Raw genomic sequence first — 23,802 nt, forward strand, 5'->3', positions numbered from 1 at the left:
TGCAAAAACCGGCCCAACCCAGCCGTGAGACGGTCAACTGGGATGCGTCATGTCGATGGGCTTGATCCATGCCTCATACTGCTCGTCGCTCAGGTAGCCGAGCGCCAGCGCAGCTGCCCGCAGGGTGGTTTTCTCCTTGTGGGCCTTCTTGGCGATGGCTGCGGCCTTGTCATAGCCGATATGGCGGTTCAGTGCCGTGACCAGCATCAGATTCTTTTCCAGATTTCCTTCAATGATTTCGATGTTCGGTTCGATGCCAACCGCGCAATGGTCGTTGAACGCCAAGCATGCGTCGCTGATCAACTGGATGCTTTCCAACACATTGTGCACCATGACAGGCTTGTAGACATTTAACTGGAAGTTTCCCTGGGAGGCGGCGAAAGCCACTGCCGCGTCATTGCCGTATACCTGTACGCACACCATGGTCATGGCTTCGCATTGGGTGGGGTTGACCTTGCCTGGCATGATGGATGAACCGGGTTCATTTTCGGGAATGAGCAGTTCACCTATGCCGCAACGAGGACCGCTAGCAAGCCAACGGACGTCGTTGGCCATTTTCATGAGTGCGCCCGCCAGCGTGCGCAGGGCGCCGGACAGGCTGGCCAAGGCATCGTGAGCCGACAAGGCAAAGAATTTATTCTCGGCGGAACGGAACGGCAATCCTGTAATTTCACCGATGCGGCGCGCAGCGGCTTCTCCGAATTGTGGGTGTGCGTTCAATCCGGTGCCCACGGCGGTGCCGCCAATGGCCAGGTCATAGATACCCGGCAAATTGGCCTGGACGGCATCCAAGGCAAACTCAAGCTGGGCCACCCAGCCGCCGATTTCCTGTCCGAGCGTGATGGGCGTGGCATCCTGCAAGTGGGTGCGGCCCGTCTTGACAAGACTCGCATACTGCTCCGACTTGCTGGCCAACGTATCGCGCAGCTTGCCGACAGAAGGAAACAGTTTGGCTTGCAGCTCCCGGGCAACCGCAATATGCATGGCCGTGGGAAAGGTGTCGTTGGATGACTGGCCGCGATTGACATGGTCATTGGGATGCACGGGCTTTTTGCTGCCCATTTCGCCGCCCGCCAGCTCGATGGCGCGGTTGGAGATGACCTCGTTGGCATTCATGTTCGACTGTGTGCCCGAGCCGGTCTGGAAAACAACCAGGGGGAACTCATCATCACGCTTGCCCGCTATGACTTCGTCTGCGGCGCGCGCTATGAGATCGGCGATATCGCCCGGCAGTTCGCCCAGGTCAGCGTTGGCCTGGGCAGCGGCCTTTTTCAGAATGCCCAGCGCTGAGATGACCGGCGAAGACCACTTGAAACGCGCGACGCCTATCGGAAAATTCTGTATTGATCGCTGCGTCTGGGCTCCCCAGTAATGGTTTGCCGGAACGGCTATTTCGCCCATGGAGTCGGTTTCTTTGCGGGTATCCGCCATGTGTTGCTCTCCTGCGTTGAGACGGGTCATTGGTTGAATGAAAGTGATGGATGCGCATCATGCGCCGACGCTGAGGTCCGCTGCGAGCACATCCGCCCGCGGATGCAGGCGCTGCGACCACGTACAGGCGGCATCAAGCATTCGGTTGGCAAAGCCCCATTCATTGTCGAACCAGACGAAAACATTGGCAATCCCACGGCCGTTGCTACGCGTCTGGCTGCCATCGATGATGGCCGAATGCGGGTCGTGATTGAAATCCACAGAGGCGTGCGGCCGGTCGGAGTAAGCAATAAGCGCCGGATGACGCTGGGATGCGGATTGCATCAATGCATTGATATCCTCCGCCGATGCATTGTGCGACAAGGTCAGCATCATGTCGATCGCCGACACATTGAGGATAGGCACCCGTATGGCCTTGGCTTGAACTTTACCAGTCAGGCCTGGCAACAACCTTTCGACGCCCTGCGCAAGCCCGGTGGACACGGGTACGATGGATTGCATCGCCGATCGTGTACGCCTCAAATCTGTGTGGTGATAGCCGTCTATCATGGGCTGGTCGTTCATGACCGAATGCAGTGTGGTCAGAAAGGCATGCTCCACACCAAAGGCCTGTCCAAGCTCATGCAGCACAGGCACAATGGCATTGGTTGTACATGAGGCGTTGGATACCAGACGCTCACGCCCGGTCAAGCCTTGGTCGTTGATGCCAGGCACCACGGTGTAGTCGACGTCGAGCGCGCTGTTTGCCGGATGGGATACCAAAACCCGCGGGCAGCCGGCATCCAGGAATGCCTGCAACTGACCGCGCGTGCCGAAGCGGCCCGAGCACTCGAGCAATATATCGATATCATGGGCTGCCCACCCCGCCTCCTGCGGAAGGCGCGCATGACTGACGGCGATGGGCTGGCCGTTGATATACAGTACGCCTTCGCCCTCCTCGACGGAGCCGGGAAATACACCGTGCGTGGAATCAAAGCGGGTCAGGTACGCCATGGCGGGAATGTCGGCGGCGGGTTCGTTGATGGCGACGACGCGAAAAGCATCCCGATAGGAAGATTCAAGCAAGGCGCGCAGCACACAGCGGCCTATGCGGCCATAGCCATTGATGGCCAGGCGGATTGGGCGGTTCATCGTTAATCTCGACGATAGCTGTAACAATAAACGATACTTTACACCCTAACGGTGCGTTCACGCCGTCTGCCACCTCTAGCCATGCGCTTGGTACAGTCTCGCACCACCAGGCTTGGCCGCGCGCTTTTTGCGCTGCGGTCAGTCCAGCAGCTCACCGAAGACCGCCACGATTGCGTCCGCCACCGCGCGTACCCTCGCCGTGCGGTTCAGGTCGCCGTGCATGACCAGCCACATGTCGTAGAACTCCGAACGCTCCGGCCAGAGCCGAACCAACAATGGATCGGCATCTGCAAGGACGGTTACCGCCTCGCCCAGCCCCAGTCCGGCCTGCAGCGCTTCCAGCAATACCAGCCCGGTGTTCGCCTCAAGCACAATGCGCGCATTACTTAGCGGCTCGCCGCACAAGGTCGTTTGCGGTCTGCGCAGAACGCCTCGCTGGTAAATCACTGCATCATGACCGGCCAGCGCCGTGCCCCGCACGGGCTCGCCGCGCGCGGCCAAATAGTCCCGCGAGGCATAGATGCCGACCTTGCGGCGCCCGATATGGCGGGTAATGAGATCGGGATTATCCGGCCTTATCGGACGCACAGCGAGATCAGCATCGCGCCGGGTTAGGTTGCTCAGTTGCGTCGAAGCGGTCAGCACGATGCGGATGTCCGGGTGCTCTGCATGCACGCTTTTCACAGCCTGCATCAGTGCATATTTCACGGTGGTATCAGTGCACGCAACCCGCACAGTGCCGGATAACTGCTCGTCTATCCCCTGCGTCTGGCGCTGCAGCTGAAGAGCCGCTGCCTCCATGCGCTCGGCCGCCTGAAAGGCAAGCTCGCCAGCCGGCGTTGGCACATAGCCGGCTGGTGTGCGCAGGAACAGGCGCGCCCGCAGCGATTGCTCGAGGCTGGCCAACCGCCGGCCGACTGTCGCCTGGTCTATCAGCAACTGCGCCGCCGCGCCGCGCAGCGTTCCGCAACGGTAGATAGCCAGGAATATCCGCGTGTTGTCCCAATCCATGCAAGCTCCTCGCTCGAAATGCATTTTTGCATCACGATGCCGCAAGTATATGGATATTTTGAATCATTGAAAATCGCTACCATGGCATTCCGTCAAGCCGGCAGGCGCCGGCGCCAAGTCAGCAAACAGGAAATGCCATGGCCTCAACCCGCTGCAATGCCGCAGTTCTTCCGCAGGCAGTCTCCCAGCCGTCCATGCCCGAAACCTCCGCCGGCCTGCGTGCCGGCAAGCCCGCCACCACCGCGATGCGCGAACGGTCATCATCCAATTTGCACGCGGGCCCTCTTGTCGCCGTCTCGATCGGGTTTGCGATGGCAGTGCTCGACGTAACCATCGTGAACGTTGCGGCATCCCACATTCAATCTGCGCTGCACATGGATTTGCGGGGACTGCTTTGGGTGGTGGACGGCTACACACTGGCCTTCGCCGCCCTGCTTCTGGCTGGCGGCGGCATGGCCAACCGCCACGGCTCGCGCGCCGCGTATCTTGCCGGGCTGTTCATATTCATGCTGGGCTCGCTGTTCTGCGCTGCATCCGTTGAACCCGGAATGCTGGTCGGTGCCAGGTTGCTCCAGGGAGTGGGCGCGGCCCTGTTCATGCCCGCATCGCTGGGCCTGCTAACCCAGGCGTACGAAGACGAGGCAGTGCGCAGAAAGGCCGTCGGTATATGGACCGCCATTGTGTCGGCCGCCGCCGCAATGGGGCCATTCGTTGGCGGAGCACTGGTTTCCGCCTTCGGTTGGCGCAGTATTTTCTGGGTCAATGTGCCTTTCAGCCTGCTGGGCATCGTCCTGACGTTGCAGTATATCCGCCGGTCTCCGACCGGCCGTCATGAGAGCGGCATCGCAGGCCACTTGTCTGCTATTGGGGCACTCAGCGGTCTGGCCTATGCACTCATCAATGGCGTCCACGAAGGGTGGCTTTCCTGCGATGTGTTGATTGCAGCCGGCATTTCCTTATTGAGCGCGCTGGCTTTTGTCGCGCATGAGCGCCTCGCAGCCAAGCCCATTATCCCTGTCGCACTGCGCCGCCAGGCCCATTTCTCCGCCGCCAACGGCGTTGGATTGCTGCTGTGCCTGGCTGGTTACGGGCAGTTTTTCCTGGTCAGCCTGTACTTGCAGCAGTCGCTGGGACTCAGCGCCTGGTACACAGGACTGTCGCTCTTGCCCCTGATGGTGGCGGGCATGTTGGCCAATCTTGCCTCCGCGCGCATCAGCAGCCGTTACGATTTGCGGGCCAGCATGCTATTGGGTGCAGGCGTGTCGATAGTCGCGGGCGTCGTCCTGGTCGCATGGCCTGATGATCTGCCGCTGTTCCCGCTGACTGCGCTCATGTGCCTGTATTATGCAGGCATAGGCCTTGCTATGCCTGCAATGACGGCAGCCATCATGCAGGCTGCGGGACGGAAGCATGCCAATATTGCCGCCGCAACGCTCAATGCCAATCGTCAGAGCGGCGTGTTGATCGGCGTGGCGTTGGCGGGAGGGGCTCTCCATGTTTTGCCAGCATGGCACACCGCACTGCCGACGGCTACCGCCATACTGGGAACAGGACTGCTTCTGGCCTTTCTGCTGGCTTGGCGATACATGGGCACGCCCGTTGCACAGAAACCCATCAAGTAAGCGTTCAAGCACGCATTCGCCGTGTTGCACTTAAATAGGCTTGAAGCCCAATGTCTCCACCGCTTCAGCGAAGCGTGCAATTTCCGACTTCTGAAAAGCCCGCATTTCCCTGGGGCCCAATGCCATGATTTCGCCTGCGTGGGACTCCACGTACTCCCTGGACTCTGGCGCATTCAGGATTTGCAGCAGATTGTCGGACAAAATATTCACCACACTCTCAGGCGTACCCGCTTTGACCCATAATGATGTCCAACTGTAATGTACAGCGCCGTCATATCCTTTCTCTTGGAGGGTCGGCACATCAGGCAAGTCGGGATGACGGTCCACGCCCGTAACGGCTAGCGCCCTCACCTTACCCGACTTCACGATCTGCACAGTCGTCGGAGTATCAACCACGGCGATATCGATCTGCCCGCCAATGACATCGGTGGTGGTCTGCGACAGCCCCTTGTAGTTGATGTCCTGCCACTTGAAACCTGCTTGTCGCAAGAAGGGTGCCGCTGCAAGCTGATAGCCTGCAGAATATGTGCCCATGTTTAGCGGCGGCGACTGTCGGCCGCGATCTACAAGATCATCCAACGTTTGAAGTGGTGACTCTGCAGGTACGATCAGAATAGCCATGGAGCGCGTCAAGCCGCATATTGGCTGAAGATCCTTTACCGGATCATAGGATAGCGATTTGTAGGCAGATACATTCACAGCCATCGGCGAATTACTGCCAAGCAGTATGGTGTAGCCATCCCGGGGCGGCTCCGTCGTCGCTTTGACTGCAATTGCTCCACCGGCACCTGGCTTGTTCTCGACAACCACAGGCTGACCCAGTCGTCCGGCCAGTCTCTCACCGAAATATCGCGCGTAAACATCCGAGCCACTGCCAGGCCCAAACGGCACGTATAGCCGCAATGGCTTGCCAGGATATGCGCTGGTCTGCGCATGGGCAAAACCTGCCAAGCCAAGCATGGGTACGCCGACTACCGCAGCTTGTAAGAGTTGTCTTCTGGTTTGATTCATTCCTTGTCTCCCTGCCTGAAGTTTGATTCGTACCCATCCTAGCCTCCTAAGGCTTGCCTGTCCTATGCCGGAATGAACCTCGGTATAACTTAGGGTAATGAATAGGAAGGAGGATATCCTGCAGACTCAGGCAAATATGGCGCGAACGGCGGAAAGAAATCGTTCCGCCTCGGGAGACAAGCGACCAAACCGGGAACGTACCAGGCTCACGGAAATAGGAATTTCTTCTATCAGCGGACGGACCACGATCCCCTGCCACACGTTATCGGCCACGGAAAATTGATCGACGATGGCTACACCTATGCCCTGCCTGACCAGAGAGCAAGCCAACTCCGCTCTGGGTACGTCGATAACTGGCACGACGTCGCAGTCATGTCTTTCGAATGCCGACAACATGAGCCGTCCGAACGGAATGGTCCGCGAATAGAGAATCAGCCGTTCCTGCGCAATGTCCTTGAGAGACACACGGCTTCTGCGGGCGAGAGAATGATCCTGAGGAATTGCACACACCATGCGGCCACGGATCAATGCCTCCGTTTGCAGATTAGGATTCTCAATTGGCAAGACGGTTATAGCAAGATCCGATTTACCGCTGAGTAGTTCCTGCGGTATATCCTGGATCAGTGCCGTATGAAAATGAATCTTGGTGCCAGGATGTTTAGCCAGAAAATCCTTTATCAAACGGGGCAACAGACTCAGGGCCAGGCTGGGACTGCTGCACAGGTTGATACGGCCAGACGGATGGCGTGTAAGGTTGTCAACGAACTGATCTACACGTGCCGCCGCATCATATACATGGTTAACCTCTTCGAGGAGGCTAAGTGCTTGTGAAGTGGGCACAAGCTTTCCACCGATCCGATGAAATAGTTTCAGGCCAAGTGATGTCTCGGTATGCGCCAGCAGCTTGCTGACCGCGGGCTGCGAGACAAAAAGCAGACGCGCTGCACCGCTGACCGACCCGGCAATCATGACGGCTCTGAACACTTCCATTTGCCTTAGCTTGAATCTCACCATTCGCTCCGAGCCGCCGCATGGATGGCGCGGCGATTGCCAATAACGCAAAGTTATAGCATTGATCAAGATGTCATAGCTGGCTGGCATCACATTGTCGTAGACTGGCTTGGTCGCAGCACTGCATATCACTACATCACCCGCATCAAGGATTTCCATGCGTATTGGATTTATTGGCCTAGGGCAAATGGGTTTTCCCATGTTTCTCAACTTGCTTGGAAAAAGGCTGGATACAAATACCGAAATGGTTGGCTATGACAAATCGTCGGACCATATGGCTGGGTTGCGCCGAGACTGGCCGGACGCCGCCCCCTATCTTGCGCAGGATGAAGCTGCGTTGGCCGATCTGGATGTCATTATCACAATGCTGCCCAATGGCGCCGCCGTGCGGGAGAGTTTGCTGGGTAGCGCGGATAATCCCGCATTGGTGGATAGACTGGCTTCCAACGCTACAGTCATAGACATGAGCAGCAGCTCACCGATGGACACCCGTGCATTGGCCGACATTCTGGCGGAGCGCAACGTGCAACTGCTCGATGCGCCCGTTTCTGGCAGCGTTCCCAAAGCACGGGAAGGCACGCTGGCCATCATGGTGGGCGGTGCTACCGATATTGTTGAACGGATGCGTCCCATCTTCATGGCTATGGGTTCGAAATTGATTCCTACCGGCGCAGTGGGTTCGGCGCACGGCATGAAGGCACTGAACAACTATGTGTACGCTGCCGGCCTGCTGGCCATGAGCGAAGCCCTGCTGCTTGGCAAGGCGCTGGATCTCGATCTATCTGTACTCATAGACGTCATGAACGCTTCCAGTGGGCGCAACGTTGCCACTGAAACAAAGGCCAAGCAGCATATGCTCCATGGTGGTGATTTCAAGGCGGGCTTTGGCCTTAGGCTTATGGCCAAGGATCTTGGCATTGCCGCCAGCCTCCGCGAGCATGCCGGATTCAACCCGCCTCAACTGGATCTCTGCCTGTCCCTATGGCAACAAGCCTGCGAACAGCTCCCCCCAGAGGCGGACAATACCGAAATTTACCGCTATATGGCAGCCCGGTTGGGGGCTTATCTCTAGCCGCCGAACGGAGCATTTGCCTATTCATAATCCACGTCAGTGGATACGGGGCGCTCACACTCAGGAAAGGATGGAAATATGGATATTCAGATACGCAAAAAGGCAGTTACCGTCGAATCCCTTTACAGTGATGGCGGCCCGGCCACGGAAACACCATTATTGAGCGCCGTAGCCTATGCCGTAGTGAAGAATCCTTATGCGAGCCGATATGAACCCGATTTGATCCCGTTCATGAAGGCATTGCGCAAGGTAGGACTTGATTTGGCAACGCAACTGGCCGACCTTTTGGGAAAAGACAAAATAGAAGCCTACGGCAAGGCAGCTATCGTGGGTTTGGACGGCGAAGCCGAACATGGCGCCGTGTGGCACGAGGCGGGAGGCTGGGCAATGCGAGAGGTGCTGGGCAACCCCAAGGCCATGGTGCCCGCCTCCCAGGTCACAGCGGCGGCCGGCTTTCGCCTGATCATGCCTCTACATTACATCCATGCTTCCTACGTGCGCAGTCATTTCAATTCCATCGAAGTGGGCGCCGTGGATGCACCGCGCGCCGGCGAGCTTCTGTTTGCTCTGGGCATGGCTACGGGAGGTCGCCTGCACTCCCGCCTCGGCGGTCTCGCCGTGAACGATGTATCCGTGCACGACGGACAACGCTAGCAGGGACAGGCGGATCGCCCGCGGACTGGCGCCGGACGCGAAAGTACGCTACATCGTCGGCATAATGAACTCGTTGCCCTTGTCGATGTTCTCGGGCCAGCGCTGCATGACGGATTTCTGCTTCGTATAGAAGCGCACACCCTCTTCGCCATAAGCATGCATGTCACCGAACAAACTGCGTTTCCATCCGCCGAAGCCATGCCATGCCATGGGCACGGGAATGGGCACGTTTACGCCTACCATGCCCACCTGGATGCGGCGCGCAAACTCGCGCGCAGTATGCCCATCGCTGGTAAAGCATGAAACGCCGTTTCCGAACTCGTGCGCATTGATCAGATCCACGGCCTGGCCCAAGTCATCAACATGCACGCAAGCCAGCACCGGCCCGAAGATTTCTTCCTTGTATATGCGCATTTCTGGCGTAACCTTGTCGAACAGCGTGCCACCGATATAGAAGCCGTCCTCACGATCCGAGACTTTGTATCCGCGCCCATCGACCACCAATTCGGCTCCCTGCTCCACACCCAACTGAATATAGTTTTCGATGCGCTCCAGCGCCTCGCGCGTAACAACCGGGCCCATTTCCGCATCCAGATGCATGCCATCCTTGATTTTGAGCGACTTGGTGCGTTCCACCAGCGCCGGCAGTATCTTCTCTCCCGCCGAACCGACCAGGACTGCCACTGAGATGGCCATGCAGCGCTCGCCGGCCGAGCCGTAGGCTGCGCCGACCAATGCATCCACCGTGCGGTCAATGTCAGCATCCGGCATGACGATCATGTGATTCTTGGCTCCGCCAAGCGCCTGCACTCGTTTGCCGAAATGTGCCCCGCGCTCGTAAATATAGTGAGCAATCGGCGTGGAACCCACAAAGCTGATCGCAGCCACATCAGGATGAGCCAGCAGCGCATCGACCACGGTTTTGTCGCCCTGCACCACGTTGAATACACCGTCTGGCAGCCCCGCTTCCTTCAACAGCCGCGCCATCAGCAGCGAAGCGCTCGGGTCTCGCTCACTGGGCTTCAGAATAAAGGCATTGCCCGCCGCCAGCGCCACGGGGAACATCCAGCAAGGTACCATGCAAGGAAAATTGAAAGGAGTGATTCCGGCCACAACACCCAATGGCTGGCGCATGGTCCAGTTGTCTATGCCATTGGCAATCTGCTCTGTATAGTCCCCTTTGAGCAATTGGGGGATGCCGCAGGCGAACTCGATGACATCGATACCACGCGCCACCTCGCCTTTGGCATCAGTAAACACCTTACCGTGCTCGGCCGTGATGATGGCGGCCAATTCATCGGTGTGCTCCTCCATCAACCGAAGAAACCTCTGCAATACCCGCGCGCGCCGCAATGGCGCCGTATTCGCCCATACTGGCGCGGCTGCACGCGCGGAGGCGACGGCAGTCTGTACATCTTCTTCCGTGGACAGCACCAGACGGCGCGCGATCTTGCCGAGCGACGGGTTGTAAACAGGCTGCGTGCGTCCGCTTGCACTGAGCACCATCTGTCCACCGATATAGTTGCCCACGTCATGGTCATCAAGATACGCTGGCTGCGGTGCAAGACTGTCCTGGGTATTCTGATCTTTCATTCCAACTCCCCGAAGAAAATAGCAATTTTTCAGAAAGTATAGGCAGGCAGTGGCAGCGTATCAATGCATTTTCTGTGGAAATATTGTTTAATATTTTCAACAATTATCCGGCACACCAAAGAGGAAGGCATGCCTATAGACAAGAAAGAACATCCTTGGTCGCATATTTATTGGCTGTCCATTCTGCGAAGCACCGGCTCCTACACTGCCGCAGCCAAGCGCCTTGGAGTCAGCAAGGCGGCGGTCAGCCTGCGTATCACTGAATTGGAGGAACGCGCGGGCATAGCCCTAGTGACGCGTACCACGCGCAGTGTGCATCTGACGGAAGCCGGGCAGGCACTGGTCGCCAACACGCGTGCCGCATTCGATGTCATAGAACAGGGTTTCGATAGCGTCAAGGATCTAGCCCAGGCGCCTCGCGGCACTGTGCGGGTAACCATGCCCGTGGCGCTGGGTAGGCAGAAAATACTGCCCCTGATCGCGCCGTTTCTGCGGGCGAACCCTCGTGTCCGGATAGAAATCGAGCTGTCGGATCATCTGAGTTCACTGGCCCAGGAGGGCTTCGATCTGGCCATACGGCACACGAGCACGGTGCCCGAGACACATGTGGCCTGGCTGCTGCGCCCCAGCGTCAGCTACCTTTGCGCTGCACCTGGCTATCTGGCGCGGCACGGCACGCCTGGCCATCCCGACGACCTGTCCCGCCATAATTGTCTTTATTATCTGCGCACCAATGCAGCGCCGGCGTGGAGCTTCGCGCGTGGCCGGCGCCCACAGGCGCGGCACAGCGTCGCCGTAAAAGGGAATTTCAGTGCCAACAATAGCGAGGCGCTGCGTCGGCTCGCATTGGACGGTGCTGGTATTGCACTGCTGCCCGATTTTTCCGCTCAGGAGGACATCGAATCAGGCCGGCTGATTCATGTGCTGCCCGCGTGGAGGCCTGCCGGCGCATTCGGCGATGCCATCTATGCTATCCGGCCCTACAGCGCCTATGTGCCGCGACCGGTCAAGGCGCTGGTGGAGCATCTGCGCAGCCAACTGACCATGCCCGCATAGGCCTGCCGGACAGCATGGCATGTGGGTGACCGGCCAGCTTGCTGTCCATGCATGTCGTCAGCTCCGCCTGCCGGCCATCCAGGCAAGCATGCAGTCGCGTGCGCGCTGACGCAGGTAATGTGCCGCCTTGTCGCACGCCTGAGCCAGCGTCACCGGGCCCGGTGTCAGGCTGAATGCAGCACTGATACCTTCGTCATATACAGCCTCATAGCCCTGCCCCAGCGAGCCTGCTATGGCGAACACAGGGATGCCCTGCCGGCGTGCCAGCCGCGCTACGCCCACAGGCGTCTTGCCGCCTGCTGACTGTGCGTCCATGCGCCCTTCCCCGGTAAAAACCAGATCCATACCTCGCATCGCCTGCGCCAGGCCCAGCAGGTCGGCGATCAATTCCACACCAGGCCGAAAACGGGCATTGAAGCAGGCCTTTACGCCAAATCCCAGTCCCCCCGCTGCACCCATGCCTGGCGCATCCCGTTCGTCCACACCGAACTGTTGCGCACAGATATCGGCAAAATGCGACAAAGCCGCATCCAGTGTCGCTATGTCTTTGTCATCGGCGCCTTTTTGCGGGCCAAATATCGCGGAAGCGCCACGTGGCCCACATAGCGGATTGTCCACATCCACGGCAATCTCAAACTGGACTTCTCGCAAGCACGGATCAATGCCCGATGCATCAATGTGCGCCAGATCGGACAGTGCGGCCCCGCCAGGAGGCAGAGGCACGCCGGAAGCATCCACCAGCTTGACGCCCAAGGCCTGCAACAGGCCCGCGCCGGCATCGTTGGTTGCACTGCCACCAAGACCCATCACGATGTGCCGTGCACCCGCCGCCACTGCGGCACCGATCAACTCGCCAACACCATGACTCGTGGCCAGCAGCGGCCTGCGTTCGTTTTCCGGAATGCGTTCCAACCCAGCCGCCTGCGCCATTTCAATGAAGGCTTTTCCCTCGCCCAACCAGGCCCAGGCGGCGTCGCAGGGCTGCCCATTTGCATCCTGCACTTGCGTCTGGCGTAATTGCCCGGAAGTCGCAGCCAGCACAGCGCCCAATGAACCTTCGCCTCCGTCAGCCATGGGCACGCAACGAATCTGCGCATCCGGAGCCGCATCGCGCACGCCTGCGGCAATGGCATCGGCAACGCCTTGCGCACTCAGGCTTTCCTTGAAGGAATCGGGAGCAACCAATACTCGGATCATGTGGTTCAGTCCTAAAATGCCGGCTACGGGCCGGAGCAGCGGTTGAATCAGTGGTGTACGGCCGTGGGCCGGGGGGCATGCGCGTGCAGCAATCAGCCCGCGGCCAGGCCGGCGACCACATTGCGCGGCGCGCCAGCCTGAAAAGCCTCGATATTGTCGATGAGTTGGTCCGCCAGCGCCTGAATGGCCTGCTCACTGGCCCACGCAACGTGAGGCGTGAGAATAAAGTTGGGCAGATCGAGCAGTTTCATGAGCGGATGGTCGGCGGGCGGTGGCTCGGGCGAAGCAACATCGAAGCCGGCGCCTCCCAATCGGCCGCAGCGCAATGCTTCGCCCAGCGCCGCATCATCGACCAGCCCGCCACGGGCTGTATTGATCAGCAGAGGATGACGCGTCATGAGCCCGAATTCTCGCTTACCAATAAGACCTTTTGTCTGCTCGGTAAGGGGGCAGTGCAGTGTAATGATGTCGCTGTCCGACATTACCGTATCGAAAGGGGTATACAGGCTTCCCTGTCTGCCTCCCCCCTTGCGCGCGGCAAATAGCACGCGCATGCCCAGGGCGCGCCCAATGGCCGCCACCGCCTGGCCAAGTGCCCCTTCGCCGACGATGCCCAGTGTGGATCCGGCCAAGTCCTTGATTGGATAATCGAAATAACAGAACTGCCTCGCAGCCTGCCAGCGGCCGGCCTTGACTGAATCATGATAAGCCACGATGCTGCGCCGCAAGGCAAAAATGAGCGCAAAAGTATGCTCGGGCACCGTATGCGTGGCGTAGTTGCGGATGTTGGAAACCACTATCCCTTTTTCATTGCAGGCAGCCAGGTCTACGTTGTCGGTGCCGGTAGCTGCCAGCGCGATCATGCCAAGGCGGGCTGCTCCCTGAATGGCCTCGCGATCCAGCCTGACCTTGTTCGTGACGACAATATCGGCCTGCGCAATGCGCTCGCGCACCTCGCCGGCCTCCGTACGTCCATGGACAATGAATTCATGCGCAAAGGATGGGGCCCGCAGAACGGTTTGCGCAGAGATGGTTTCCCTATCCAGGAATACGATTTGCAGAGGACTATCGGCCATGCTTTACCTTGATGTGTCGTGCACGCGTCGTGCCCGGTATTATGAATTGCCTGCTGGTATCCGATATATTAACGGGATTCATCCTTGACTCAAGCGCATGCCATGCGCCATCTATACAGGACAACGCCTTTCATGCCCAAGCAATACGCCGTCCAAGATTTCTTCCGCAATCCCGAGCGCGCTTTCTACCGATTATCCGACGACGGACGCTTGCTCGCGTTCATGGAGCCGGCTTCCATAGATGGCTGCATGCCGCGCATGAACATCTTCGTGCAATCTCTTTCAGGCAGCGAGCCCACCGGCGAGGCACGCCGTCTTACCGCTGAAACGGAGCGCGACATCTCCCAGTTTTTCTGGAAGGGCAGCGACACCATCATCTACCAGAAGGATTTCAATGGAGACGAAAATTTTCACGTTCTGGCTGTGGATGCCTTGAGCGGCACATTCACCGATCTCACCCCTTTTCCCGATGTACGCGCCGAGATCCTGGACGATCTGGAAGACGACCCCGACCACCTTCTCATCAGCCACAATCGCCGCAACCCGGAAGTTTTCGATGTCTACCGCGTGAACGTGCGCAACGGCGAACTTGAACAAGTGGCCGAAAATCCGGGCAATATTATCGCCTGGCTCACCGATCATCAAGGGCTGGTGCGCATGGCACTTGCCAGCGATGGCCTGGATTCCATCGTGCTGTACCGCGACGAAGAATCCCATCCGTTCCAGACCATTATTTCCACGGATTTCCGCAGCACGGTGGCCCCCCAGTTCTTCACCTTCGATGACAAAGCTATTTACGCGCTTAGCAACCGGGGGCGCGACTGCCTTGCCCTGGTCACCATAGATCCAGCCAAGCCGGACCACGAAGCGCTTGTCTTTGAGATCGAGGGTCACGACCTGGACGGGGCCGGTTACTCGCGCCTGCGAAAAGTGCTCACCCATGTGGTCTTCGCGACCGACAAGCCGGGCCACCATTTCTTCGACGACATCAGCGCGCAGCGCCACGCGCGCATCCAGGACAAACTTCCCGGCTATGAAATTGCTCTGCAGAGTTCAACGCGCGACGAAAGCAAATTCGTCGTCGCCGCATACAGTGACCGCAGCCCAGGTAGCCGCTACATCTACGATGCCTCGATCGATACGCTGCACAAGCTTGGAGACATCAATCCGGCGCTGCCGGAAGACGAGATGGCGCATGTGCAGCCCATCCAGTACACCTCGCGCGACGGGCTTACCATCCATGGATACCTGACCCTGCCAAAGGGGTGCGATGCGCGCAAATTGCCGTGCATCGTCAACCCGCATGGTGGTCCGTGGGCGCGCGATCACTGGGGATTCAATCCCGAGGCGCAATTTCTGGCCAATCGCGGTTATTGCGTTCTTCAAATGAATTTCCGAGGATCCACGGGCTACGGAAGAGCGTTCTGGGAAAGCAGTTTTGGCCAATGGGGATTGGCCATGCAGGATGACATCACCGATGGCGTGCGCTGGCTGATCGACCAGGGTATTGCGGATCCGGCGCGTATCGGCATCTATGGCGGCAGCTATGGCGGCTATGCCACGCTTGCCGGCATTGTCTCCACGCCCGGTCTCTACGCGGCGGCTGTCGACTACGTGGGTGTGTCCAATTTGTTTACGTTCATGACAACCATTCCACCCTACTGGCGCCCTCTGCTCGTAAAGATGCATTGCATGGTGGGCGATCCCGAGAAAGATCGTGAACGGCTGACAGCCACGTCTCCCGCACTGAACGCCGAGCAAATTCGCACACCGCTGTTTATTGCGCAAGGCGCGCACGATCCACGCGTCAACAAAGCCGAAAGCGACCAGATGGTGGCGGCGCTTCGCTCGCGCGGGGTAGATGTAGAGTACATGGTCAAGGACAACGAAGGCCATGGCTTTCACAACGATGAAAACAAATTCGAGTTCTATGAGCGCATGGAGGCTTTTCTGGCTCAACACCTCAAACCCCAGGAAGGCTCCGGCACGCCTGATGCCCTATGATCTCCGGCCATTTCTGATCAATTCCGCAGCGTCACGGGTAACCGTGATGGCCTGCTTTTCTTAATCAAGGAGCCACACCATGAAACTTTATTATCTGCCTGGCGCATGCCCGCTGGCCACCCACATCGCGCTTGAATGGATAGGCGCGCCTTACGAGGCCGTCAAAGTCAGCCGCGAGGAAATCAAGCAAGCGCCCTATCTTGCCAAGAACCCCATGGGTGCTGTGCCCACGCTGGAAGATGGCGATTTCACACTGACGCAAAGCGCAGCGATACTCGAATACATTGCGGAACTGCACCCTGAAGCCCGATTGATGCCAGAGACTCCGCGAGAACGCGCTGAAACGCGCCGCTGGCTGGGTCTATGCAACGCCGACCTGCATCGCACCTTTGCCAACATCTTTGGCGCACAGGCTCTTGTGGATGACGAAACCGGCCGCGCACAGCTCATCAAGAACAGCGCCGCGAAGCTCGTCGCCACATTTGCCGTCGCTGACCGGCAGATGGAAGGCAAGACATGGATATCAGGCGAACGCTCTATTGCCGACCCTTATTTATATGTACTGATGAGGTGGGCCAAGGCCAAGGAGGTGGACATCAGCCATCTGAAAAACCTGGCTGCTTTTTTCGATCGAATGGAAGCGGACGCGGGCGTGCAGGCTGCGTTGAAAGCTCAAGGCCTGGCCTGAACCCCATTCGCCGAGGACGGGCATGCGCCTGACTGTCGCACCGGCAATGCCACGAATCACATTGCCTGCGCCGCCTTGGCCGCGCCCGCGCCACCCTGAGGCTGCGCGCAGCCTCGGCACTATCCGCCAAGATAGGCTTTTTTCACGTCTTCATTGACCAGCAGATTAACCCCACTGTCCGCAAGGACAACCTTGCCGGTTTCCAGCACATAACCGCGATCCGCCACCTGAAGTGCCTTGCTGGCATTCTGCTCCACCAAGAATACCGTGACGCCCTCATCGCGTATGGTCCGGATGATGTCGAAAATCTGCGCGATGATCAATGGCGCCAGGCCAAGTGTCGGTTCATCCAGCAGCAGCAATTGTGGGCGAGTCATGAGCGCCCGTCCGATCGCAAGCATCTGCTGCTCACCGCCAGACATCGTGCCGGCGCGCTGATCCCTGCGCTCCTTCAAGCGGGGAAAAAGGTCGAATACATGCGACAGGCTGGTGGCCATCTCCTGCGAGTTCAGGAAGAAGCCGCCCATCTTGAGGTTTTCAGTGACAGTCAGATCCGAAAATACGCGGCGGCCTTCCGGTGAGATGGCAATACCTCGCCGCATAATCTCGTGGGTGGGACAGTGGGTGATATCCTGCTCAAGGAATGTGACCGAGCCGCTGCTGGCATGCGGCGTGCCGCACACTGTCATGAGCAGCGTTGTCTTGCCCGCGCCGTTGGCACCGATCAGGGTCACGATTTCGCCCCGATTGACTTCGACCGTCACGCCATCCAGCGCCTGGATCGCGCCATAGTGGGTGTGCACGTTTTCCAGCTTGAGCACTATTCTTCCCCCAAATAGGCTTTGATCACACGAGGGTCGCTGCGGATGTCGGCGGGCAGGCCCGTGGCTATGGGCTTGCCCTGCTCCATGACCATGATGCGGTCGGAGACGCCCATCACCAGGCTCATGTCATGCTCGATGAGCAGCACGGCAACGCCGAACTCTTTACGCAATTGATCGATGAGCTGCTGCAACTCGTGTTTTTCTCGAGGATTCAAACCCGCAGCAGGTTCGTCCAGCATGAGAAGACGGGGCTGCGTGATCATGCAGCGCGCAATCTCAAGGCGCCGCTGATGCCCATAGGCGAGATTGCCTGCTTCGCGATTGGCATAATCGCGCAAGCCCATGAAATCCAGCCATTCAACGGCGCGCTTCAGGGCGTCTTTTTCCGACTGACGGTAGCCTGCCGTCTTGAGCAGGCCCTTGAGCAGGTTGGTTTCCATGCTGGCATGCTGCGCCACAAGCAGGTTCTCGAGCACGGTGAGGTTCTTGAACAGGCGCACATTCTGGAATGTGCGCACCAGCCCGTGCAGCGCCACCTTGTGACTGGGCATGCCGGTAATATCCTTGCCGTCCATGGCAATACGGCCGGACGCCGGCTTGTAGAAGCCGCCCACGCAATTGAAAACGGTTGTCTTGCCGGCGCCGTTCGGGCCGATGATTGCGAACACCTCGTCGCGATGGACGGAAAAAGCCACTTCGTCGACGGCCAGCAGGCCACCGAAGCGCATGCTCAGATCCGAGACCTCAAGTAATGTATTGCTCATGTCTCGATTTCCACCTGGGGCCGTTTGACCGGTAGCAAGCCCTGGGGGCGCCACATCATCATCAGAACCATGACCAGGCCAAAGATCAGCATCCGGTACTCGGCGAACTCGCGTGCTATCTCGGGAACCACGGTGAGAACAATGGCGGCCAGGATGACCCCGACCTGCGATCCCATGCCGCCAAGCACCACAATGGACAGAATGAGCGCCGATTCAATGAAAGTGAAAGACTCCGGATTGACCAAGCCTTGCCGCGCCGCGAAGAATGCTCCGCCAAAACCGGCAAACATGGCGCCCATGGTAAAGGCTGAAAGCTTGATACGCGTGGGATTCAAGCCAAGGGATCGGCACGCGATCTCGTCCTCGCGCAAGGCTTCCCAGGCCCTGCCTATAGGCATGCGCACCAGGCGATTGGAAACAAAGAGTGTGACGAGTGCCATGCACAGCACCATGAGATACAAAAATACAATGATGTCGTGCGTGCTGTAATTCCAGCCCACCAGCTCATGGAAAGTGGTGACCCCTTCGGGAGCGCGCCGCATCATGGGAAAGCCAAACACGCTGGGCTTGGGAATGCCGGATATGCCATCCGGTCCACCGGTGAAGCTGTAGAGATTAATCAACAGCAGTCGAATGATTTCTCCGAATCCAAGCGTGACGATGGCGAGATAATCGCCCCGCAGTCGGAGCACTGGAAAGCCCAGCACGAACCCGAACAAGGCCGCCATGGCCCCCGCCAGGGGCAGCGCCTCCCAGAAGCCCCAACCCGCCCAGTGGTACAGCAAGGCGTAGGTATAGGCGCCCACGGCATAAAAACCCACAAACCCCAGATCAAGCAGACCCGCAAAGCCGACGACAATATTCAGGCCCAGGCCCAGCATGACATAAATAAGAACCAATGTAGCCAGATCGACCTGCGCCCGACCGGTAAAGACGGGCCAGATCACGGCAATAGCGATGAGCACAACGATGAGGCCGCGCCTTACCGAGTCAGGCAACGCGGGCAGCGCCTTGACCGTTTTCCGGCGTTTGAGCAGACGGGCCAGCATAGGGCGCAACGCCGCCTGGAACACGAATACGATCGCCATGCCCAGCAGGACGATTTGCCATTCCGGCTTCAGGTAGGTCTGCGCGCCCGCGCGTGCGATCTGCAGGCCGAATATGGGCGCAATGATAATGCCGGCCATAATGGCCGCAATGAATGCGTGCTTCAGATGACTGGTCATTACACTTTTTCCACTTCAGGCTTGCCCAGGAGGCCAGTGGGCCTGAACAGCAGAATCAGAACCAGCAGTACAAAAGCCACGATGTCTTTGTACTGCGAAGAAAGATAGGCCGCGGCAAAGGTTTCGGCCAGGCCCAGCAACACACCGCCAAGCATGGCGCCCGGAATGCTGCCTATGCCACCCAGCACAGCGGCGGTAAATGCCTTGATGCCAGCGATAAAGCCTATGAATGGATTGAGCTTGCCGATGGCCAGCGCAATGAGAACGCCTCCCACCGCTGCCAGCATGGCGCCCACAATGAAGGTGAAGGAGATGATGCGGTTGGTGTCTATGCCCAGCAGATTGGCCATGCCCAAGTCCTGCGAGCAGGCGCGGGATGCTCGGCCAGTGCGCGAATACTTGATGAACAGCGACAGTGCAATCATGAGGAGCACAGTCACGACGATGATGAGAATGCGCGAGTAGGAAGCGGTCACGACGAAATCCGACGTTCCCAGCGTGAACTGGAATGATCCCTTGACCAGCGTGGGGACGGCCATGTCGCGGGCTCCTTGCCCGAGCGCAACCCAGTTCTGCAGAAAAATGGACATGCCGATGGCCGAAATGAGCGGCACCAGCCGCGGGCTCCCGCGCAAGGGCGCATACGCAACCTTCTCGATGGCGTAGCCATAGGCCGCGGTAACGGCCACGGCGACAATCAGCATGGCCAATATGATGAGCGGCACCGGCACCCCGCTTCCCACACCAATGGCTGACAAGGTGACCAAGCCCACATAACCGCCGATCATGTAGATCTCGCCGTGGGCGAAGTTGATCATGCCAATGATGCCGTAAACCATCGTGTAGCCGATGGCGATCAACGCATAGATCGCGCCTAGCGAAAGGCCATTGAATAGTTGCTGGACGAGTTGGGGAAGAATTTCGGACATAAACGAATCAGGTTGTGCCTACCACTGTGCACACCCGTTGTGCAGGCATGTCAGGCTCACGGCGAGCCAGGGTTACCGGCTTGCGTATCGAGGGGCATGCGTATTCTGACGATGCGCTTGCTCTCTGTCACTTCGGATAACCCCTTACAAAGGGCGCTATTTTACCCGACGTGCCGCACCGGCCTGAAGCCCGACCGCTATTGCCGGGACCGCCTGGCGGGCCAATTTGGCGTGGACATCGGAGCCCGTTTGGGGTTGCTTTCGTCCGGAATCAGGAGAACTCCGCCGCCATGGCTGCCGCGCGGGCGCGGGCTGCGTCCATGGCCTCGCCTACGATACCGGCAAAATCCCTGGCCTGGAACACGTCCAGCGCTGCAGCAGTGGTGCCGCCCTTGGAAGTGACGCGCTCGCGCAGCGTGGCCAGGCTTTCATGGGAGAGCGAGGCAAGCTGTGTCGCGCCTGTGAGCGTGGCCAACGCCAGGCTGCGGGCCTGATCGTCGTCCAATCCATGCCGGATCCCACCCTGGATGAGCGCCTCGATGAAAAGAAAGACATAGGCTGGCCCACTGCCGGATAGCGCGGTGACGGCATCAATGCCGGCATCGTCATCAACCCAGACGACCTGGGCCACCGCACCCAGCATTTGCTGGGCCAGCCGGCGTTCGTCTTCACTCACGCCATCGAGTGCCATGAGGCCGCAGGCGCCAGCCCCGATCAGGGCAGGCGTATTGGGCATGCACCGCACCAGCCTGCGCCAGGGCCGGTCGGGCTGCCCGAGCCAGCCTGACAGTGCGGCGCTGGATACGCCCGCAGCCACGCTGATAACCAGCGTGTCCTCGGCAAGGTGGGGCTTGCATGCCAGAGCGACTTCTTTCAGCCCCTGGGGCTTGACGGCCAGAATCCATACGCGCCGGGCGGACAGCTTGCTGTCCGCCTCCGGAGCCACCGCTACGCCCTGCCCCGCCCAGCGGTCGCGCACAGCCTGGTTGGGATCGATGACCAGCACATCGTGAGCGCCGCAGCGTTTCCCGATGAGGCCGGCCGCCAACGCGCTGGCCATGTTGCCACCGCCGATGAATGCGAGAGAAAGTTCTTTGTTCATAGTGCGCCATTGTACGTTTTTCGCGCTACCATCTCGCTTGAAAAGGTTTTCATTGACCGTAGCAAGCACTTTTCGTTACAGTCACGGCCTTGTCACAGTCAAGTAATAAACTCATAAAGTGTCCGGAATCAAAAATCCCGGGGCATCCACTCAAGGAGAAACGCAATGAAAGCACGGCTACTCGCCCTCTCTCTGGTCAGCGCATGTGCCGCCATGGGCAGCGCCCACGCCGCTACCGATATCAATTTCTGGCATTCAATGCAGGGTGCATTGGGCGACCGCGTCAACGAGCTCGTTGACGCCTTCAACAAGAGCCAGTCCGATTACGTCGTCCATGCCGTATACAAAGGCTCATACGGCGAATCCATGAATGCGGGCATCGCCGCGTTCCGCGCGGGCAACGCGCCGGATATTCTGCAGGTATTTGAGGTGGGTACCGCCACCATGATGTACGCCAAGGGCGCCATCAAGCCGGTGCAGGAAATGTCCGAAGAAGCGGGCGACCCCATCAATCCCGACGATTTCCTGGGTGCAGTGGCCAGCTATTACTCTTCTTCCGAGGGCAAGCTGGTTTCCATGCCGTTCAACAGTTCCACGCCCGTCTTCTACTACAACAAAGACCTGTTCAAGAAGGCCGGCCTGGATGCCGAGCACCCTCCAAAGACATGGAAGGAAGTCGGCGAGGCGGCCAAAAAGCTGCGTGCGGCCGGCGCAGAATGCGGCTACACCACTTCATGGCCGGCCTGGATTCAGCTTGAAACCTTTGCCGCCTGGCACAATATTCCCTACGCATCCAAGAACAACGGCTTTGGCGGCGTCGACGCCCGCCTGGAGCTCGACAATCCGGTGTTCGTCAAGCACATGAGCTTCCTGGCCAATATGTCCAAGGAAGGCACTTTTACATATGGCGGCCGCGGCGACGCGCCCAATGCCCTGTTCACATCGGGTAAATGCGGTATGTTCACCGGCTCCAGCGGCAATCGCGCCAACATCATCAAGACCGGTGGCTTCGAATTCGGCACGTCTACCCTGCCTTACTACGACGACGTCGAGGGCGCGCCGCAGAACACCATCATTGGCGGGGCATCGCTGTGGGTGTTCAGCAAGAAATCGCCGGAGGTCTACAAGGGCGTGACCAAGTTCTTCCACTTCATTTCCAATCCGGAAAACGCGGCCAATTGGCATCAGAACACGGGCTATGTGCCTGTCACCAAGGCCGGCTACGATCTCACCAAGAAATCGGGCTTTTATGAAAAGAACCCCGGCACCGAAATCGCGGTCCAGGAGCTCAATGCAACAACGACCGAGAATTCCCGCGGCATCCGCCTGGGCTATCTGCCACAGATCCGCGATATCGAGGACGGCGTCATGGAGAGCATCTTTTCTGGCGAGGTTCAGCCCGAGGCTGGCCTGAAGGAAATGGACAAGCGCGGCAACGAGCTGCTGGCACGCTTTGAAAAGAGCGTGAAGTAAGCCAGCTGTTTCCTCGATACTGTGTACTAAAATCGCCACATGGAAAAACGCGTCGTCTTCAATCACAAGACCTTGCCGTATCTGCTGCTGCTGCCGCAGTTGGCCATCACGGTCGTGTTTTTTTTCCTGCCGGCCGGCCAGGCCATGTGGCAATCGTTCCGCATGGAGGACCCCTTCGGGCTGTCATCGCAGTTTGTGGGGCTCTCCAATTTCATCGAGCTTTTCCAGTCCGACAGCTATATCGAGTCGTTCGAGACCACGGCGCTCTTTTCGATATTGGTTGCGGTGCTCGGACTGGGCATCTCCCTGCTGCTGGCTGTCATGGCCGATCGCGTGATGAAAGGCGCCATGGTGTACAAGACGCTACTCATCTGGCCCTATGCCGTGGCGACCGCTGTGGCCGGCGTGCTGTGGCTGTTCCTGTTTTCGCCGTCGGTCGGCATCCTGGCCGTGCTCATGACGCAGCTTGGCATCAGCTGGAATCCCAGGCTGAACGCTAACGACGCCATGGCGCTGGTTGTGCTGGCATCGGTATGGAAGCAGATTTCCTACAATTTCCTGTTTTTCCTTGCCGGGCTGCAGTCCATACCCCGCTCGCTCATCGAAGCGGCGTCCATCGACGGTGCCAGCCCTTTTCGGCGCTTCTGGACCATTGTTTTTCCGCTGCTCTCGCCCACCACCTTCTTCCTGCTTATCATCAATGTCATCTACGCGTTCTTCGATACGTTTGCCATCATTGATATCATGACGCAGGGAGGCCCCGGCGACAGCACGTCCATTCTTGTCTACAAGGTATACAACGCGGGCTTCAGGGGCCTGGATCTGGGGTCGTCCGCAGCCCAATCGGTCGTGCTCATGATTATCGTGGTAGCGCTGACAGTGGTGCAGTTTCGCTATATCGATCGCAAGGTCAATTATTAGGCGTCC

Annotated in this window: 21 protein-coding genes; 8 read left to right on the forward strand and 13 right to left on the reverse strand. The window is 58.7% G+C overall.

Going from position 1 to position 23,802, the window contains the following annotated elements:
• Window positions 1–33 precede the first annotated feature (33 nt).
• The 3 genes from fumC to ERD78_RS07810 form a co-directional block, all read right to left on the reverse strand.
• Window positions 34–1,431: a class II fumarate hydratase gene (gene fumC, locus ERD78_RS07800; RefSeq protein ID WP_129968712.1), complete on the reverse strand. Its 1,398-nt coding sequence runs from the start codon at window positions 1,429–1,431 to the stop codon at window positions 34–36.
• A 57-nt stretch (window positions 1,432–1,488) separates the two neighbouring features.
• Window positions 1,489–2,562 (reverse strand): type I glyceraldehyde-3-phosphate dehydrogenase, encoded by a 1,074-nt coding sequence (locus tag ERD78_RS07805; protein WP_129968713.1) that lies wholly within the window; start codon window positions 2,560–2,562, stop codon window positions 1,489–1,491.
• Window positions 2,563–2,700: 138 nt separating this feature from the next.
• The gene (locus tag ERD78_RS07810; RefSeq protein WP_129968714.1) at window positions 2,701–3,573 is read right to left on the reverse strand and encodes a LysR family transcriptional regulator; all 873 of its coding nucleotides are present in this window, start codon (window positions 3,571–3,573) and stop codon (window positions 2,701–2,703) included.
• 137 nt (window positions 3,574–3,710) lie between these two features.
• Here ERD78_RS07810 and ERD78_RS07815 point away from each other — a divergent pair, with 137 nt between their 5' ends.
• Window positions 3,711–5,195 carry an MFS transporter gene (locus ERD78_RS07815; RefSeq protein ID WP_129968715.1) on the forward strand — a complete coding sequence of 495 codons (1,485 nt, stop codon included), beginning with the start codon at window positions 3,711–3,713 and terminating at the stop codon, window positions 5,193–5,195.
• A 30-nt stretch (window positions 5,196–5,225) separates the two neighbouring features.
• Here ERD78_RS07815 and ERD78_RS07820 read toward each other — a convergent pair whose 3' ends face one another.
• Together ERD78_RS07820 and ERD78_RS07825 are read right to left on the reverse strand one after the other, a co-directional pair.
• Window positions 5,226–6,206, reverse strand: a complete 981-nt coding sequence (locus tag ERD78_RS07820) for a Bug family tripartite tricarboxylate transporter substrate binding protein (RefSeq protein ID WP_129968716.1) — start codon at window positions 6,204–6,206, stop codon at window positions 5,226–5,228.
• 126 nt (window positions 6,207–6,332) lie between these two features.
• The gene (locus ERD78_RS07825) at window positions 6,333–7,217 is read right to left on the reverse strand and encodes a LysR substrate-binding domain-containing protein (protein ID WP_371734578.1); all 885 of its coding nucleotides are present in this window, start codon (window positions 7,215–7,217) and stop codon (window positions 6,333–6,335) included.
• Between the two features lie 151 nt (window positions 7,218–7,368).
• On the opposite strand from ERD78_RS07825, the gene ERD78_RS07830 reads away from it, so the two are divergent.
• Window positions 7,369–8,289 (forward strand): NAD(P)-dependent oxidoreductase, encoded by a 921-nt coding sequence (locus ERD78_RS07830; protein WP_129969097.1) that lies wholly within the window; start codon window positions 7,369–7,371, stop codon window positions 8,287–8,289.
• 78 nt (window positions 8,290–8,367) lie between these two features.
• Window positions 8,368–8,943: an amino acid synthesis family protein gene (locus tag ERD78_RS07835; protein ID WP_129968717.1), complete on the forward strand. Its 576-nt coding sequence runs from the start codon at window positions 8,368–8,370 to the stop codon at window positions 8,941–8,943.
• Between the two features lie 48 nt (window positions 8,944–8,991).
• Here ERD78_RS07835 and ERD78_RS07840 read toward each other — a convergent pair whose 3' ends face one another.
• A complete protein-coding gene (locus tag ERD78_RS07840) occupies window positions 8,992–10,536 on the reverse strand; it encodes a CoA-acylating methylmalonate-semialdehyde dehydrogenase (protein WP_129968718.1) in 1,545 nt (514 codons plus the stop codon).
• Window positions 10,537–10,665: 129 nt separating this feature from the next.
• Between ERD78_RS07840 and ERD78_RS07845 the strand changes: the two genes are divergently transcribed.
• Entirely contained in the window at window positions 10,666–11,592 is a 927-nt protein-coding gene (locus tag ERD78_RS07845) for a LysR family transcriptional regulator (RefSeq protein WP_129968719.1), read from the forward strand.
• A gap of 57 nt (window positions 11,593–11,649) precedes the next feature.
• On the opposite strand, the gene ERD78_RS07850 is transcribed toward ERD78_RS07845, so the two are convergent.
• The gene (locus ERD78_RS07850; protein ID WP_129969098.1) at window positions 11,650–12,786 is read right to left on the reverse strand and encodes a glycerate kinase; all 1,137 of its coding nucleotides are present in this window, start codon (window positions 12,784–12,786) and stop codon (window positions 11,650–11,652) included.
• Between the two features lie 95 nt (window positions 12,787–12,881).
• Window positions 12,882–13,865: a D-2-hydroxyacid dehydrogenase gene (locus ERD78_RS07855; protein WP_209019958.1), complete on the reverse strand. Its 984-nt coding sequence runs from the start codon at window positions 13,863–13,865 to the stop codon at window positions 12,882–12,884.
• Between the two features lie 132 nt (window positions 13,866–13,997).
• Here ERD78_RS07855 and ERD78_RS07860 point away from each other — a divergent pair, with 132 nt between their 5' ends.
• Together ERD78_RS07860 and ERD78_RS07865 are read left to right on the forward strand one after the other, a co-directional pair.
• The gene (locus ERD78_RS07860; RefSeq protein ID WP_371734572.1) at window positions 13,998–15,869 is read left to right on the forward strand and encodes a S9 family peptidase; all 1,872 of its coding nucleotides are present in this window, start codon (window positions 13,998–14,000) and stop codon (window positions 15,867–15,869) included.
• A gap of 79 nt (window positions 15,870–15,948) precedes the next feature.
• Window positions 15,949–16,557, forward strand: coding sequence for a glutathione S-transferase family protein (locus tag ERD78_RS07865; protein ID WP_129968720.1), 609 nt, complete (start codon window positions 15,949–15,951; stop codon window positions 16,555–16,557).
• Between the two features lie 119 nt (window positions 16,558–16,676).
• Here the strand turns inward: ERD78_RS07865 and ERD78_RS07870 are convergent, their stop codons facing one another.
• From ERD78_RS07870 to proC, 5 genes are all read right to left on the reverse strand, one after another.
• Entirely contained in the window at window positions 16,677–17,378 is a 702-nt protein-coding gene (locus tag ERD78_RS07870; RefSeq protein ID WP_129968721.1) for an ABC transporter ATP-binding protein, read from the reverse strand.
• Window positions 17,378–18,145 carry a high-affinity branched-chain amino acid ABC transporter ATP-binding protein LivG gene (livG, locus tag ERD78_RS07875; protein ID WP_129968722.1) on the reverse strand — a complete coding sequence of 256 codons (768 nt, stop codon included), beginning with the start codon at window positions 18,143–18,145 and terminating at the stop codon, window positions 17,378–17,380. The genes ERD78_RS07870 and livG overlap by 1 nt, the downstream gene beginning before the upstream one ends.
• Entirely contained in the window at window positions 18,142–19,371 is a 1,230-nt protein-coding gene (livM, locus tag ERD78_RS07880; RefSeq protein ID WP_129968723.1) for a high-affinity branched-chain amino acid ABC transporter permease LivM, read from the reverse strand. Before livM ends, livG begins: the two co-directional genes overlap by 4 nt.
• On the reverse strand, window positions 19,371–20,300 hold the full coding sequence (livH, locus tag ERD78_RS07885) for a high-affinity branched-chain amino acid ABC transporter permease LivH (protein ID WP_129968724.1): 930 nt from the start codon (window positions 20,298–20,300) through the stop codon (window positions 19,371–19,373). Before livH ends, livM begins: the two co-directional genes overlap by 1 nt.
• A gap of 271 nt (window positions 20,301–20,571) precedes the next feature.
• Window positions 20,572–21,402: a pyrroline-5-carboxylate reductase gene (gene proC / locus ERD78_RS07890; protein ID WP_129968725.1), complete on the reverse strand. Its 831-nt coding sequence runs from the start codon at window positions 21,400–21,402 to the stop codon at window positions 20,572–20,574.
• Between the two features lie 165 nt (window positions 21,403–21,567).
• On the opposite strand from proC, the gene ugpB reads away from it, so the two are divergent.
• Both ugpB and ugpA read left to right on the forward strand, forming a co-directional pair.
• Window positions 21,568–22,875, forward strand: a complete 1,308-nt coding sequence (gene ugpB, locus ERD78_RS07895) for a sn-glycerol-3-phosphate ABC transporter substrate-binding protein UgpB (protein ID WP_129968726.1) — start codon at window positions 21,568–21,570, stop codon at window positions 22,873–22,875.
• Between the two features lie 39 nt (window positions 22,876–22,914).
• On the forward strand, window positions 22,915–23,796 hold the full coding sequence (ugpA, locus tag ERD78_RS07900) for a sn-glycerol-3-phosphate ABC transporter permease UgpA (protein WP_129968727.1): 882 nt from the start codon (window positions 22,915–22,917) through the stop codon (window positions 23,794–23,796).
• The last annotated feature ends 6 nt before the right edge of the window (window positions 23,797–23,802 follow it).

The organism is Allopusillimonas soli (assembly GCF_004153445.1).
GTDB lineage: Bacteria > Pseudomonadota > Gammaproteobacteria > Burkholderiales > Burkholderiaceae_B > Allopusillimonas > Allopusillimonas soli.